Below are 15370 nucleotides of genomic sequence, written 5' to 3'. Positions count from 1 at the left end.
ACGGTTTATCCCCCTCCGACAAAATGAACGATTTCGATGACATCGTGTTCTTCCAGTTTGACTGTTTGATATTGGTCTTTTCCGATAATCTGCCTGTTTCTTTCAACAACGACAACACGATTTTCCAAACTGTAGGATGCGAGCAAATCGTAAATCGTGCTGCCGTCATCTCTCCACTCTATTTTCCGGCCGTTGAGCTGAATGTTCACCTGTGCACAGCCTCCTTTCGCTCCGCTTTAAACGCCTCGGCCCACTCTGTTTTGACCAGATTGCCGAGGATCATGTCAGCTATCATCTCACCGGTTGAAGGTGCCAGGAGGATGCCGTTTCTGAAATGTCCGGCAGCAAACAATATCCGGTCATTTTCAGGATGTCTGCCGATATATGGATTGCCATCCCCTGTTTCGGGGCGCAATCCTGCCCAGCATTGGTCGATTGCCATGGATTCAATGTCAGGGAGCATCGACTTGGCCTTTCGGATCAACTCCTCAATTCCGCCAAGTTCCGGCTGTTCATTCCAATCCCCGGGCTTCATTGTCGCGCCGACGACAAGCTTTCCGCTATGGCGCGGAACGATGTAGCAATGATCATGGTAAAGCGTCCTTGTCAAAGGGATGCCGTTATTCCACACAGACAGGCACTCCCCTTTGACGGGATAAAAGCTTTTGTCTATGCCGATCTGTTTAAAGAAAGTACCGCTCCACACACCGCTTGCAATCACAACGTGCTCCGCCTCCGCGGTGCCTGAAGCAGCAGTGACGCCGACGGCCCCCGCTTCAGATTCAATCGATAAAACGGGCGTATACTCGAAGATATCGGCACCGAGCATCCGGGCCCCCCTGGCAAATGCCCTGCACGCTGCAGCCGGTTCGACATGGATGTCGTCCCGAATGAAATTGGCGCCGAGAATCCCTTTTCCGGCATGCGGTTCCAGCTCATATACTTCAGCTGCTTCAAGCCATTCCACAGAATCCAGTGCAGCCATTTGCATCAGATGTTCGCGATCGCTTTCTGAAAATGCCAGCTTTAATATCCCTCCGTCATGCTTTCTGATATCAATGCCGCTGATGTCTTTCAATTCGCCCGTCAGCCGCTGATAGGCTTTTTGGCTGGCTCTGGCAAATTCGAAAAAGGTACCGGGTTTATCGCATTCAGCATGGGCGCCGAGCATGCCCGCCGCCGCGCTCGTCGCTTTTTTGCCGACTTCTCCGCTTTCAAACACGGCCGTTTTTTTCCCTGCTTTAGCAAGATGGTAAGCGATGGATGTCCCGATGATGCCTCCGCCGATCACGATCGTATCATAGCGCTTTCTCATATGAATCTCCCTTCGCGAGACAGGCGAGCCGCGCGGCCGCCTCATCCGGTCTGTCATGGGAAAAGATCCCCGACATCACGGCGATGCCGTCTGCCATTTTGACTTCCGCCAGTCGTTGTTCGGTAATACCTCCGATCGCAATGACCGGAATGCTTACAGCCGCCTTCACTTCAGCCAGGCTGAGAGCCCCTCTTCCTTTCCGGCCCTTTTTACAGTCCGTTTCAAAAATGTGGCCGAACAGCACGTAATCTGCACCTTCAGTTTCAGCCTGAACCGCTTCTTCTGGCGAATGTACGGACTTTCCGATTTTCAAATGCGGAAAACGGCTCCTCACACTTTTGACGGAAAAGCCGTGTGAAGGCAGCTGCACCCGGTGAATGTGATGAAACAAAGCGATATCCACCCTATCGTTGATGATAAGTTTCCGCTTATTAACCCCTTCTTCGGCCAGGCGGTCGATTAAACTTGATATTTCGCTTACTTTTTTTGACCTTTCCCTAATGTGGATAAAGTCAACGGCATTTTGAATCGAGATGATTTTTGCAGCAAGCTCTTCCACAGAGTGCTTGTCATCGGTGATCGCGTGCAGATGCAAGCTGATCCACCCCGCTTTTTGACCAGCTTTCTTTTTGGTAGGCCATATCCCAGAAGCTGTATTCGTAGAAGCTGGAGATGACGAAGTTCTCCTTCATCTTCGCGCGCGTTTTCTCATCGGCGTTTTCAGCCAGCTCATCGAAGCGGTTAATCTGTTCCATCACATGTTCTCTAAACCAGTCGCCTCCGTATGTCGCGATCCATTCTTGATAAATCGCGTTGTCAGGCCTGCACGTTTTCAATGTTTCACCGACGTCATAATAGAGCCAATAGCAAGGAAGCAAAGCAGCCAGTATTTCCGCAAAACTGCCGCTGACGACAGAACGGTACATATGCGATGTGTACGCATACGCTGTCGGCGACGGCTGAAACGACTCCAGTTCTTCCTTTGTGATTCCCAATAGATCGGTGAATTTCCTATGGAGCGACATCTCGGCTTCATATGTGCCTTTCGCGTGTTCAGCCATCCGGCTTGTCGTATATAAATCGTGAGCATATGCCGCACCAAAGGATTGGACTTTGGCAAAGTGGGTCAAATAGTAGGAATCCTGCATGACATAGTATTTAAATCGTTCAACCGGAAGTGTGCCGTCTCCAATCCCTTGAATAAACGGATGGACAAAACTGCCTTCCCACCATTTTGCAGCGCTGTTTCGGCATTCTTCTGAAAACTTCATTTCGAGGCTCCTCCTTCGATTCTGAACATAAAAAAACCACTTTCCCGCAAGGAAAGTGGTTTGGAATTTGCATATATACATACTCAAATACCGTGCCACTTCCCTACGCAGGTTTGAACCTGTTCAGGTTATGAGGGTCTAAAAGTCACACTTTTATCTCAGCCCTTATCAAGGACTCCCCTAGTGGAAAACATTTCTTGTTCATTCAGTTTATACTTTTATCTTATCACGAATTGCAAAATGGTCAAGCATCAGTCTCCAAGCGTTTTTCTCAATTCCGCAATATATTCGCGCGAACCGGTGGCGATCAGCCTGTCACCCAATTGCAGCCTTGTATCCCCGTGGGGCACGATGCTGTCAACCCCGCGAAAAATTCGGACGAAGATGACATCTCCCGTAAACGGAAACTCCCTTAACAGGACACCGTCAAATCGCTCATTGCTCATATTGATCTGATACAGCGACGCATCCTGGTTCGTCAGGAGTTTCATAACGCCAGGCGCCTCGATCAGCGCGCGCAGCAGCGTTTTTGTAGAAAGCAGAATGGAGAATGTATCAATTCCGTTATCTTTCAGTCTGGATTCGGCGTCTGGAGAATCTGCGCTGGCGATAATTCTCGCAACTTTCTGCTCCTTCGCAAAAAGCGCGATCCCTGTATTGCGCTCTTCACTGCCTGTGGCGACGACGAGTATATCCGTTTGGAAAACGCCGAATGATTGAAGCGTCTCGTATTCATAATCAGGCAAAACTTCAACATCAAACACCGGGTCCGCCAGCTTTTCTTCCTTTTTTTCCTGCCGGACATGCAGGATTCTGACGTGATAATCTTCCGGAGAAAGTTCGAGCGTAACTGGCAGTGTCATTTGATTTGCGCCGATAAAGGTGATCGTCTTTTTCTCTTTTTCGCTTTCCATTTTCGGCATTAATTTTTTAAAGCCGGTCGGTGTGATGATGCATGTAATGACAGCCACCAAAATCAGCGCGCCGGACATCTGCGCGTCAATGACGCCGATGCGCTCGCCGATCGTTGTCGCCGCGATCACCAAAGAAAGCGTGGAAGTCAGGAGAAAACCGGAAGCCAGCACGGTTTTCATGTCATACCACTTTTTCAAAAACAGCACCGGAACGACTTTGCTGATTAACAGAGCCACAAACAGAAGCGGGATCATCACTAAAATTTTCGGATTGCCAAACAGCGACCAAATGTCCAATTTGACGCCTGTCATCACAAAGAAGATCGGGATCAGGAATCCGTAGCCGAATGAATCGAGCTGCTGAACGAGCTCCTTGTTTGGCGAAAGCAGCGAAACAAGCACCCCGGCTAAAAACGCGCCGAGTATATTTTCTGCACCGAGCGATTCGGACAGCGCCACAAGTACGATGATCAGCGTAAATATCGCCCTTGTGCCGATCTGGATCGTGCCTTTTGACAGCACTTCGACAAAAGGCCGCTTTTTAAATACCCTTCCGAACAGGTATAAAACGACGCCGGCGGCAAATAAGATCATCAGCAGCCACATATTGCTGTTTTCGTCGCCGTAGATTGAGGCGAACACCGCAAGCAGAATCATCGTGACAAGATCGGCAATGACGGCGACAAGCAAAATAATCTGCCCGATATTCGTCTTCATGAGACGCTCTTCCTTCAGCGTCGGAACGACAACCCCGAGCGAAATTGTCGAAATGATCAGCGTCATTAAAAAGGCGTTGTCAATAAATCCTGCCATGACAAAGCTGTAAGAAAGGCCGAGCGATAAAATAAAGACGGCAATAAAGATGACCGAAGCCGTTTTAAATGTATTCGGCGCTTCATTTCCGCTCGGAAGCAGCTGCTTTTTCTTTCCTTTTTCAAATGCGGAAAAATCGATTTCAAGCCCGCTTAAAAACATTAAAAAGATAAATCCGAGCATCGATAAAGTTTCGAGCCATGTATCATGCTGGGCGACCAGATCGAACCCGCTTTTTCCGATAATAAGACCCATGATAATTTCAGCGACAACCACCGGTATGCTTAACCTGAAACGGTGCAGCAGGATGGGCGTTAAAAATGCGATAATCAGTACAACAACTAAAGATGAGACAGATGTGTGCTCCATAAACTGGTACCTCCTCTAAAACCGGTTTCCGGGTATGATTAGCGTTCCCTTTTTTAAAAATAAAAGGAACATCTTTTTAGACATTTTCATGTGGGAAAAGAACCGTTTGAACTCTTTTCTCACAGGTGTAAAAATCGATTTTAACAATGCTCGCTCAGAAAAAAAAGTAATATGCCTGATTTTCTCCGGCGAAAGTCGCTGAAGCTTTATTTATATATGGATTGGGCAATGTAAATACATACGCAGACAGGAGGAAGAAACGCATGAATTACGATGTAATCGGTGATATTCACGGGTGCTATGACGAAATGATTGCGCTGATTGAAAAGCTCGGTTACTCGCTGTCATCGGGATTTCCCGTTCATCCGGAAAACAGAACACTTGTCTTTCTCGGGGATTTAACAGACAGAGGGCCAAAATCGCTGGAGGTCGTTGAATTTGTCGGACGGGCCGTTGAAGAAGGAGCTGTGCGATATGTGCCCGGCAATCACTGCAATAAACTGTACCGTTTTTTCAAAGGAAATCCGGTGAAGCTGCAGCACGGGCTGGAGACGACGGCGGCCGAATACAGAAACCTTCCGAAACATAAACAGAAGGATATCAGAGACCTTTTCATGCGCCTTTATGAAAAAGCTCCGCTTTATGAGATCCTGCATAACGGCGAACTTGTCGTCGCACATGCCGGCATCAAAGCGGAAGACATCGGCAAAAAACCTGTCGGAAAAGTAAAACAGTTTGTGCTATACGGAGATATTACAGGAGAAACGCTGCCTGACGGACGGCCGGTCAGGCGGGACTGGGCCGCCCATTACAAAGGCGATCCGTGGGTGGTGTACGGCCACACTCCTGTCAAACGTCCGCGGATGATTCATCATACGATCAATATCGATACCGGTTGTGTATTCGGCAACAGGCTGACCGCTTTCAGATTCCCCGAACTGACAACCGAATCTGTCCCCTCTTCATTGCCTTATGATGAGTCAAGATTCCGGATGGAGCCATAAAAAAAGAGAGCTTATTCAGCTCTCTATCAACTTGCTCATATCATGCGGGATCGGCGCTTGAAACGTCAGCTCTTCCATTGTAAACGGATGAAAAAACGCCAGCCTCTCACTGTGGAGCGCCTGCCGATTAATGAAGCCGCGGGTTCCCCCGTACAGCGTATCACCGCACAAGGGATATCCGATATGACTCATGTGAACGCGGATCTGATGGGTTCTCCCGGTTTCCAGACGGATGGAGATATCCGTCATGCCGCTGAAGCGCCTGTTCACCCAAAAATGCGTCACCGCTTTTTGCCCGTCCGGTATCACCGCACGCTCGATGATGCTCGATGATTTTCTGCCGATCGGCGCATCGATCGTTCCCTGCTCTTCTTCGATCAAACCGTGGACGACCGCCCGATATTGCCGTTTGACGTCTCCCTTTTTTTGCAGTCCCGATAAAAGCGAGTGGGCGAAGCGGTGTTTGGCTACAAGCATGACACCCGATGTGTCGCGGTCAAGCCTGCTCACCAGGTGAACGGTCGCGTGTACGCCTGTCCGCTGGTAATAATGAATCAGACCGTTCGCCAAGCTGCCTGATGGATGCTCGCGCGAAGGAATCGACGACAGGTATGGCTGTTTATTTAATACGAGAACATGGTCATCTTCGAACAAAATATCAAGCGGGATTTCTTCCGGGCGCAAAGATTCGCTCATTTTTTCCGGAGGGAACTGAATGACGAGCTCGTCCCCTTTTTGAAGAACGTATCTGACCGTTACATGCCCGCCGTTTACCAAAAGATCCCCGCCGCCGAATTTGATGTCCGTCAGCATCCTTTTTGAAATGCCCAGCCGCTGGACGTATTCTTTCAAAAGAACCCCGCTGTCCTCTTCTGTTATGATCTGTTTCATCAAAAAATCGCTCACAGCAAACCTTCCTATTCTCCTTTTCCGATAAAGGAATCCTGGACCCTTTTCCAAAACGGAAACGGCCGAAAACGGGCAAACCTGATATTTTCGTTTGCGACGCGGCATTGAATTGACTTGACGTCTTTATGCAACAATGTCAAATGGTCAATCGCGACTTGAAACGTCACATCATTAATCGGTTTAATTAAACAAGTGTGATGCTCAGGCAGAATGAGCGGCGAGCCGACCGTCCGAAACACCCGGTTGTTGATCGACGCCATTTCAGCCAGCTGGACCGCTCTGATGGACGGATGAATAATCGCACCGCCGAGCGCCTTGTTATATGCCGTGCTGCCCGATGGGGTCGATAAGCAAAGGCCGTCGCCGCGGAACGTTTCGAAAAGTTCCCCTTTAATTTCGACATCCGTCACAAGCGTTCCTTCGATGCTCTTGATCGTACATTCGTTCAGCGCCAAATATCTCGCTTCATCGCCGCCGTCATTATAGCGGACGATGACTTCCAAAACCGGGTATTCAACAATTTGATACGGCGTTTTCGCAATCGCGATCACGAGTTTTTCAATCTCGTTCGGCACCCAGTCGGCATAAAAGCCGAGATGACCGGTATGAACCCCGACAAAAGCGGTTTTGTCGAGGCGGCCGCTGTATTTGTGAAATGCGTATAAGAGCGTTCCGTCACCGCCGACGGAAATAACGATATCCGGCTCTTCTTCATCGCATTCAAGACCGAAGTCGAGCAGATATGTTTGAATTTTGCTTTTTAATGAATCGGAAACATCATTTCCTTTGGACGATACCGCAAACTTCATCATTCCATCTCCTTTCCCCTAACCGTCATCCTCATCCTTTTTCTTACGTGAAAATGCCACCTGAGCCTCCTGAATCTCGCCTCTGATCTCGGACATTTCCATATCGAGCATTGATGCTGCTTCAGAAGCTCTTTGAAGCCTTAATTTTACTTTTTCCGGAATGTTGCCGCTGTATTTATAATTTAAAGAATGCTCGATTGTCGCCCAAAAATTCATCGCCAGCGTCCGGATTTGAATTTCAACCAAAATCTGTTTTTCCCCGTTGATTGTCTGCAAAGGATACAGCACGACGAGGTGGTAGGAGCGGTAGCCGCTCTCTTTATGTTCCGCGATATAGTCGCGCTTATCCACCACCGTGAAGTCCTTTCTCGCCAGAAGCATATCGACGACAATGCGAATATCCTCAAAAAATTGGCACATGATTCTGAGCCCGGCAATATCTTGCATGCTTTCAATGTTGTGCAGAGGAATGTTTTTTCGCTTGGCCTTCTCAAGAATACTCGGAACAGGCTTCACCCGCCCTGTCACGAATTCAATCGGCGAATGCTCCTCTTCGTATTCGTAAAGGGTCCGGACCCCTTTCAGCTTCACTTTCAGCTCTTCAACAGCCTGCCGGTACGGCGCTAAAAAATGCTCCCATTGTTTTTCGTCCATAAACCTTCCCCCAATTTCATCGCCTTTTTTTCTAGAGGAATATCCGTTTCACTCTCTCTTCCATTTCTTCGCCATAATTAGCATTATCTTTAATATTCTCTATTAAATATCCAAGCTCATCATGGAACCCGTTAAGCTCCAGCTCCGTGTTTCCGATATGTAAAAACACAGGAAGATTGGCGTCGAGGGCCGCTTTAAGATCGGACCAGATGCCTTCGTTTAAAATGACGTATTCAAAGGAATCGTCCTGTTCAAGTATGTATACAAATGCAAAATGATCGGAGTCTGTCAGCATGCGTCCGGCCGGTTTCCGCTCGGCTCCGTCATTGATTTCGCTGGTCAGCACCAGCCGGTCGTTTCGCAGATTGGCTTCTGTAATCTCAATTCTGTTCTGCATAATGCTCTCCTTTACAATAAAAGTACAGATTCATTTTATCATATCAGCTTCAATATTGATAAACGTTCCTTCTCAAGAGATAATAAGGAAAATGCAATTTTACCAGCTGAGAGGATGAAAAAATTAAAGAATGAGCCAGGAACTTGAAATCGAATTTAAAAATATGCTGACAAAAAAAGAATTTGAGAAAATCAAATCATATTATCAATTTACCTCCGAGCAATTTGTTATACAAAAAAACCATTATTACGATACGCCTTCCTTTTCTTTAAAAGAAAAAGGAGCGGCTTTAAGAATTCGCGAAAAACAGCAGCGATATGTACTGACATTAAAAGAGCCGGCACCTGTAGGTCTGATGGAAACCCACCAGGAGCTGACCCGGAAGCCCGAATTTGAAACGTTCACGATTCCGCATGGGCCGGTATACGATCGCCTGAAGCACCTTGGCATTGAACCGGACGAGCTCATCCTTTTCGGAACGCTTGCGACAAGCCGTGCAGAAAAAAATTTACCGCAGGGCTTAATTGTTTTGGATCACAGCCGATACTTAATGGTAGAAGACTTTGAAGTTGAATTCGAAGTGACAGACTATGAACGCGGAAAACGGGATTTCTTTGAACTGCTGAAATCGTTCGGCATCCCTGAGCGTGAAACCAAAAACAAAATCGTCCGATTTTATGAGCAAAAACTTAAAGATCAATAAGGTGGGAAAACAATGAACGTCAACCATTTGGCCGCCCTCTTGGAACTCCAGGCGATACGGTCGTTTTATCCGGCTTCAGACAGCGGTTCCGAAGATGCTGGTTTTGATTTCAGCTCGATTTTAAACCAATATTTAAGCAATGTCGGCGGCTTGGAGTCTGCACAGCCCGCGGTTGTTCCGGCTGTGTCGACAGCGTCTCAGCTTCAGGCGCCGCTGACAGCTGAAAAGCCTGCGGCGATTGCGGCTGTCCCATCTGCCGCAGCGAAACCCGTCTCTTTCGGCGGCCAAAATCAGAGCATTGACCAAATCATCAAAAACGCCGCAGAAAAATACGGAGTCGATGAGAAGCTGATTCATGCCGTCGTCAAGCAGGAATCGCGCTACCAGGAAAAAGCGGTCAGCCCGGCCGGCGCCATGGGCCTGATGCAGCTCATGCCGTCAACGGCGAAAGCGCTCGGCGTGAATAACGCTTTTGACCCCGTGCAAAATATAGAAGGCGGAACAAAATACTTAAAGCAGATGCTCGATAAATACAGCGGAAATGTGAACCTCGCATTAGCGGCCTACAATGCCGGACCGGGAAATGTCCAAAAGTACGGAGGCATTCCCCCTTTTAAAGAAACGCAAAATTATGTAAAAAGAATCACCTCAAATTACTATGCCTAAGCCGGAAAGGACGCTTTCCGGCTTTTTTTGTCCGCATTTACTTCCTCTTTGATCCTCCCGGTATTAAAAATACACATTTAAGAAGCGAATATGATATGATATTTGAAACAAAAACAGCGATTTTCGCCCGCAGGCAGAAGTCGGTTTGTTTGTAGAAATGGCACGAGGTTGCTAAAATAAGTATATACAATCGTGAAATAATAAATGATGCACAAGATAAATATTTTTTTGCAATAGGAATCGGTATATTTTCCTATTAGCCATATTAAAAGGAGTAGTCAACATGGGACAATCGTTTAACGCACCTTATGAAGCGATTGGAGAAGAGCTTCTATCGCAACTTGTTGATACTTTTTATGAGCGTGTAAAGCGGCATCCGCTGCTCTACCCGATTTTTCCGGACGACTTAACGGAAACGGCAAGAAAGCAGAAGCAATTTTTAACGCAATATTTAGGCGGTCCGCCGCTTTATACAGAAGAACACGGACACCCGATGCTGAGGGCGCGGCACCTGCCGTTTCCAATCACACCGGAACGGGCGGACGCATGGCTTTCGTGTATGAAAGAGGCAATGGATCATGTCGGTTTAAAGGGCGAAATCAGGGAATTTCTTTTTGAAAGGCTGACATTGACAGCCAGACATATGGTAAATCAGCCTAAAATGGAGGATGGTTCACATTGACACTCAATCAGCGTGACCAATTTTTCTCCCATTGCCACGGACATCCGCAAAAACCGATGGAAATTTATATGTTTGTCGACCCTTTGTCTCCCGAATGCTGGGCTTTAGAGCCGGCGATCAAAAAGTTGAAAATCCGCTACGGCCGCTTTTTCACACTAAGGATCATCGCCGCATGCAGCATCACAGCGCTGAACGTTCAGAAACGTAAAAAGCACCGACTCGCAGAGGCATGGGAAAAGATCGCATGCAGGTCGGGCATGTCTTGTGACGGGACGCTCCTGCATGATAAAGCTCTTTCCGCGCCATACCTCGCTTCGCTCGCTTTGAAGGCGGCGGAACTGCAGGGCAGAAAAGCAGGGCTGCAGTTTTTGAGATGCATGCAGGAAAGCCTGTTTCTCAATCGGCAGGATATCACCGAAGAACAGGTGCTCCTGGCAATCGCAGAGCATACACAGCTCGATCTGGAGGAATTTAAAAGGGATCTTCATTCGCAGAGCGCCGTGAAAGCCCTGCAATGCGATTTGAAAATCGCTGCCGAAATGGAAGTGGCATCTGTTCCGACTCTTACGTTTTTTAACAGTCTCCGCGAAGGAGAAGGCTTAAAAGTAACCGGAAATTATTCATACGAGATTTACGAAGAAGTATTGTTTGAGATGCTCGGCGATGAGCCGAAGCCTTCACAAACACCTCCACTCGAACTTTTTATCGAATACTTTCAATTTGTAGCCGACAAAGAAATTGCCGTCGTTTACGACTGGACGCTGGAAGAGGTGGAACGGGAAATGAAAAAGCTCGCGTTCGCCCGCAAAGTCGAAAGAGTGGAAGCGAAACACGGCATGTTCTGGCGCTATATAAACGGACATCATGATGCCGGACCGCTTTATCAATGCGAAAAATAGCACGGGTTTCTCCCGTGTTTTTTTTCGCGCTAAAACGAACACACGTTCCTTTTTGAAGCAGTAAGAAACCGCGCCGGGATAAGCGCGGTTTCTAATATGTCTTAACGACAACAAAGGGGATGGGAGAAATTTTTCACGGTCAAACAAAGGGGTAAATGTTTGTTTGTGATCAATTTCACATCTTTATAATATCAAATCATGTCGAGTTTTGACAACTGATTTCATTAGTTTTCACATTTTTGTCACAAAAACATAAATAATAGATGTCCATCATATGTTCAAAGTAACAAAGAAAACGAGCCCGCCGCACGTTGCAAAACCGCGATTTATGCGGACTGGCGAACGGTTTGCTGCGCTTTTTGCGCCTCGTCTCCCCCTGTGAAATTTTATCAGTCCTTAGGAGGGTTTTTATGCTTCAGATCATTTTAGGACTTGCATCAATATTATTTTTTTTCGTCTTGAACATTTTAGGTTTGATGAATATGTTTCCCCTTTATATTACGTCTCCCCTCTTATTTATATCAATCCTTTTTACGCTCAGCCGCCTCAACCACCGCAAAACATTTAAAGGTTTTTGACCTCATCGCGAACAAGGCTGCCGGTATGACCGGCAGCCTCTTCCATCTATTCGCCTATTATGAATGATCGACTTTTTGCAAAAGTTCTTCCATTTCGTTCAGCTGCTCTTCAAACTTTTTGCACGCAGCTTCGATCGGCTCTGAAGATGTCATATCGACACCGGCTTTTTTCAGCACTTCAATCGGATAATCCGAGCTTCCCGCTTTCAAGAACTCAATATAGCGGTCAACAGCCGATTTGCCTTCTTTTAAAATCTGCTGACTGAGCGCCTGAGCTGCACTGAAGCCTGTGGCGTACTGATACACATAATAATTGTAGTAGAAATGCGGTATTCTTGACCACTCAAGACCGATTTCCTTATCAATCTCAATATTGTCACCGAAATATTTTTTATTCAAATCATAGTAGATGCTCGTTAACAGCTCAGGTGTCAGCGGTTCACCTTCCTGGGCTTTGACATGGATCTCATGTTCAAATTCGGCAAACATCGTCTGTCTGAAAACCGTTCCCTTGAAGCCTTCAAGCATATGATTCAAAATATAGAGCCGCTGTTTTTCATCGTCGATTGTATTCAGCAAGTATTCTCCCAAAAGCGCTTCATTCGTCGTAGAAGCTACCTCGGCTACGAAAATGCTGTAGTTTCCGTACGGGTAAGGCTGATATTTTCTCGTATAGTAGCTGTGCACGGAATGGCCGAATTCATGGACGAGCGTAAACAAATTATTGACGTTGTCCTGCCAGTTCATCAAAATATACGGATTTGTTCCGTAAGTTCCTGAGGAATAAGCGCCGCTTCGTTTTCCTTTGTTTTCATACACATCGACCCAGCGGTTGTTCAATCCTTCTTTCAGGATGGATGAATATTCTTCCCCTAAAGGCGTCAAACCTTTCAGCATATAGTCCTTTGCCTGCTCGTAGGTAACTTTCATTCCAGAGTCCTTTACAAGCGGAGTATACAGGTCATACATGTGCACCTCATCAAGCTCAAGCACTTTTTTTCTAAGCTCAACATAGCGGTGAAGAAGCGGGAGATGCTTGTTGATCGTGCTGACAAGATTGTCGTAGACTTCTTCAGGAATGCTGTTGCGCGACAAAGCAGCTTCCCGCGCCGATTTATAATGTTTAACCTTCGCATAAAAGTTGTCTTTTTTCACAGCTCCGCTGAGCGTGGAAGCGAGCGTGTTTTTAAAGCGGCCGTATGTTTCGTAAACCGCCTTGAATGCCGCGCGGCGGACATCACGATTCTCGCTTTCCAAAAAGGTGACATAATTGCCGTGTGTGAGCTGCACCTTTTCTCCATTTTCATCCGTGATCTCCGGAAATTCCATATCGGCGTTATTCAGCATGCCGAACGTATTGGAAGAAGATGAAAGAACATCAGACGCTTCGGCCAAAATCCCTTCCTCCTCCTCGCTCAGCACGTGAGGACGCTCTTTATTGATTTCTTCGAGAGCATGTGAGTAAAGCTTTAACTCCTCTTTTTCCAACAGGAACTGCTGAAGCTTTTCTTCCTGAATCGATAATATTTCCGGCACCATGTAGGCCGTCGCGCTCGCAGCCTGGGTATAGAGGTTGGCCGCTTTATCATTGAGACCTTGGTAAAAAGAATTTCCAGTATCCTGATCATAGCGCATGTGAGCGTAAGTATACAGCTTCCCGAGACGCTCCATCACCTTATCCTGATAAGTCAGCGCTTCATATAAATCATCGGCGGAATGGCCGAGCCTGCCCTTGAATTCGGAAAGCTTGGGCAGCAGTTCTTTAACGGCTTGAAATTCCTCGTTCCAAGCGTCATCTGACGGGAAGATATCCTCAAGTCTCCACGTGTCTTCTTGCTTCACTTCTTCTCTTGAAGGCAGTTTCTTCGATTTTTTTTCTTCAGCCACTGTCAATCCCCTCGCTTTCTTTACTCCAAGTCCATTGTTGTCCAATAAACTTGTATTGTGTTTATCTTCTGTTTTTTCACCGTCTTTTGTCAAATCATATGCGAAAAAAAAGACGCAAAATCCCGCCGTTAAAAAATAAAATACGTATCTTTTGATCTGAAACAGCCCGGACACCACCTTCCTTTCTTTAGGTTGAACGAAAGGCTTGATAATCATTCGGAAAAATAATGTTCATCCCTTTTTAACAGCGCCTCCAGCCGCGGCTCCGGAGCAACAGGACCCGCGGAATAATAAAATTCCTCTTTCCTCTCCAAAAATCCTTTTTTATGCAAAAAACAAATGTATTCGCAAACGGCATCAGCAGCCGTTTGCTGCCCGCTCCATCTCAGCTTCAGCCTTTTGCTCTTGACGAGCCAGTCCACATAATGAACCGCAGACTGCAGGCGAAACGTATCATGCTTCGTTATAAATAAGAAAAGGTACCCTTGCCACACATAAACCGGATGGGCAAAAATATAGCCTGACGGAACCGGGAGAAAAACTTCTGAGGGGAAAAACGGGAGCGGGAGCCGGTACTTTTCATAAAAGAGCGCGGCAATCTGCTTCGCTTCTTTTGATAAAAAACGCACGGCTGACATCCGAAAGCTGAGGACGTTTCTTTTCCAATCTTTAAGCTGGAGAGGCGAACAGTTTTCCCGCGCGGTTACATCATGCCAGCTTGCTTCAGCAAGTGGGAGAAAACGCAAGGATGCGGATGTTTTGTTTGTTTGAAAGGGAATCAAGTGTTCGAGGATGATGAAAGCCTTTTGTTCGGGGCAAAAAAACAGGAGCTTGGGAGGCTTTTCGCTTTTCTGAGCGAACTGCCAGTGAAACACTGAAAGCTGAAAAAAACTCCCCGTCAAGCGTCTTACCCGGTTACCGCCCAGAATCCACAACGGCTCGATTCCCAGTTTGAGAAAGCCTTCCGTTCTTTTTCGGTACGCTGCAGCATCGAGATTCGCACATTGAAATTCAACCGCAACCTGGCGGGTTCCGTAGTCCAGAAGCAAATCGGGCCTTTGTCTGATCTCTTGCAAATACGGTTCAAGCACCGGACTGAGTCCTTGGCCGCCGAGCCATTCGTACAACAGCCGTTTTCCTTTCAGATGATAGGAGCTCTCCGGTTCATGGGGCACCGGACATGCTGCACCCGGCTTATGAGCGAAGTGCGGGAGCTTGACGGGACCGACTTTTAGGTCGAGTTCACACCGGCAAACCGGACAGTAAAATAAATGTCGTTTTCTCAATCGCTTGAGATCTTCGGTTTTGTATCCGTCGGCAAGACAGATGATCTCTTCTTGATCGATCATTGCACTGAACATTTTGTCTCTCTCCTTCCTGTTTGATCAAGTATTCAACATTCGCGGAAGCTTTCCTTTTTTTGAAAACGCTTCAAATTCAGGCCGATTTTATATAAAGTAGTATTATAGAACTCGAAATTTTTAGAAAAGGAGTTTTTGA

At 46.9% G+C, this 15370-nt stretch carries 17 protein-coding genes and 1 riboswitch; of the genes, 6 read left to right on the top strand and 11 right to left on the bottom strand.

Features of this window, described 5'->3' with window-relative positions:
* Positions 1-5: 5 nt before the first annotated feature.
* The 5 genes from thiS to MST20_RS01835 form a co-directional block, all read right to left on the bottom strand.
* Entirely contained in the window at positions 6-209 is a 204-nt protein-coding gene (gene thiS / locus MST20_RS01855; protein ID WP_243939715.1) for a sulfur carrier protein ThiS, read from the bottom strand.
* Positions 206-1315, bottom strand: a complete 1110-nt coding sequence (gene thiO / locus MST20_RS01850; protein WP_243939713.1) for a glycine oxidase ThiO — start codon at positions 1313-1315, stop codon at positions 206-208. Before thiO ends, thiS begins: the two co-directional genes overlap by 4 nt.
* Complete coding sequence (gene tenI / locus MST20_RS01845) at positions 1299-1910, bottom strand: thiazole tautomerase TenI (protein WP_243939711.1); 612 nt, start codon at positions 1908-1910, stop codon at positions 1299-1301. Before tenI ends, thiO begins: the two co-directional genes overlap by 17 nt.
* Positions 1885-2586 carry a thiaminase II gene (gene tenA, locus MST20_RS01840; protein WP_243939709.1) on the bottom strand — a complete coding sequence of 234 codons (702 nt, stop codon included), beginning with the start codon at positions 2584-2586 and terminating at the stop codon, positions 1885-1887. The genes tenI and tenA overlap by 26 nt, the downstream gene beginning before the upstream one ends.
* Before the next feature lie 83 nt (positions 2587-2669).
* Positions 2670-2778, bottom strand: a riboswitch (TPP riboswitch).
* A 59-nt stretch (positions 2779-2837) separates the two neighbouring features.
* Positions 2838-4682: a monovalent cation:proton antiporter family protein gene (locus MST20_RS01835; protein WP_243939707.1), complete on the bottom strand. Its 1845-nt coding sequence runs from the start codon at positions 4680-4682 to the stop codon at positions 2838-2840.
* Between the two features lie 263 nt (positions 4683-4945).
* Between MST20_RS01835 and prpE the strand changes: the two genes are divergently transcribed.
* Complete coding sequence (gene prpE / locus MST20_RS01830; RefSeq protein WP_165426687.1) at positions 4946-5686, top strand: bis(5'-nucleosyl)-tetraphosphatase PrpE; 741 nt, start codon at positions 4946-4948, stop codon at positions 5684-5686.
* A gap of 15 nt (positions 5687-5701) precedes the next feature.
* Here prpE and MST20_RS01825 read toward each other — a convergent pair whose 3' ends face one another.
* The 4 genes from MST20_RS01825 to MST20_RS01810 are packed head-to-tail and all read right to left on the bottom strand — an operon-like array spanning position 5702 to position 8455.
* Entirely contained in the window at positions 5702-6577 is an 876-nt protein-coding gene (locus MST20_RS01825; protein ID WP_279599928.1) for an RluA family pseudouridine synthase, read from the bottom strand.
* 26 nt (positions 6578-6603) lie between these two features.
* Complete coding sequence (locus MST20_RS01820; protein ID WP_243939703.1) at positions 6604-7404, bottom strand: NAD kinase; 801 nt, start codon at positions 7402-7404, stop codon at positions 6604-6606.
* 18 nt (positions 7405-7422) lie between these two features.
* Positions 7423-8058: a GTP diphosphokinase gene (gene yjbM / locus MST20_RS01815; RefSeq protein ID WP_243939701.1), complete on the bottom strand. Its 636-nt coding sequence runs from the start codon at positions 8056-8058 to the stop codon at positions 7423-7425.
* A gap of 31 nt (positions 8059-8089) precedes the next feature.
* On the bottom strand, positions 8090-8455 hold the full coding sequence (locus MST20_RS01810; protein ID WP_003180659.1) for a UPF0738 family protein: 366 nt from the start codon (positions 8453-8455) through the stop codon (positions 8090-8092).
* A 130-nt stretch (positions 8456-8585) separates the two neighbouring features.
* Here MST20_RS01810 and MST20_RS01805 point away from each other — a divergent pair, with 130 nt between their 5' ends.
* The 5 genes from MST20_RS01805 (at position 8586) to MST20_RS01785 (ending at position 11983) form a co-directional block, all read left to right on the top strand.
* Positions 8586-9158 carry a CYTH domain-containing protein gene (locus tag MST20_RS01805; protein WP_243939699.1) on the top strand — a complete coding sequence of 191 codons (573 nt, stop codon included), beginning with the start codon at positions 8586-8588 and terminating at the stop codon, positions 9156-9158.
* Between the two features lie 12 nt (positions 9159-9170).
* Positions 9171-9824: a lytic transglycosylase domain-containing protein gene (locus MST20_RS01800; RefSeq protein ID WP_243939697.1), complete on the top strand. Its 654-nt coding sequence runs from the start codon at positions 9171-9173 to the stop codon at positions 9822-9824.
* A 283-nt stretch (positions 9825-10107) separates the two neighbouring features.
* On the top strand, positions 10108-10506 hold the full coding sequence (locus MST20_RS01795) for a globin domain-containing protein (RefSeq protein ID WP_003180652.1): 399 nt from the start codon (positions 10108-10110) through the stop codon (positions 10504-10506).
* Entirely contained in the window at positions 10503-11405 is a 903-nt protein-coding gene (gene spxH, locus MST20_RS01790) for a protease adaptor protein SpxH (protein ID WP_003180650.1), read from the top strand. The genes MST20_RS01795 and spxH overlap by 4 nt, the downstream gene beginning before the upstream one ends.
* A gap of 410 nt (positions 11406-11815) precedes the next feature.
* Positions 11816-11983 carry a hypothetical protein gene (locus MST20_RS01785; RefSeq protein ID WP_023856663.1) on the top strand — a complete coding sequence of 56 codons (168 nt, stop codon included), beginning with the start codon at positions 11816-11818 and terminating at the stop codon, positions 11981-11983.
* 57 nt (positions 11984-12040) lie between these two features.
* On the opposite strand, the gene pepF is transcribed toward MST20_RS01785, so the two are convergent.
* Together pepF and MST20_RS01775 are read right to left on the bottom strand one after the other, a co-directional pair.
* Complete coding sequence (gene pepF / locus MST20_RS01780) at positions 12041-13870, bottom strand: oligoendopeptidase F (RefSeq protein ID WP_347880848.1); 1830 nt, start codon at positions 13868-13870, stop codon at positions 12041-12043.
* A gap of 212 nt (positions 13871-14082) precedes the next feature.
* A complete protein-coding gene (locus tag MST20_RS01775) occupies positions 14083-15231 on the bottom strand; it encodes a competence protein CoiA family protein (RefSeq protein WP_243939693.1) in 1149 nt (382 codons plus the stop codon).
* Positions 15232-15370 lie beyond the last annotated feature (139 nt).

It is taken from the genome of Bacillus sp. B19-2 (assembly GCF_022832475.1).
Classification (GTDB): domain Bacteria; phylum Bacillota; class Bacilli; order Bacillales; family Bacillaceae; genus Bacillus; species Bacillus paralicheniformis.
Note: the sequence above shows the minus strand (reverse complement) of the source record. Positions and strands in the feature narration are given on the sequence as shown.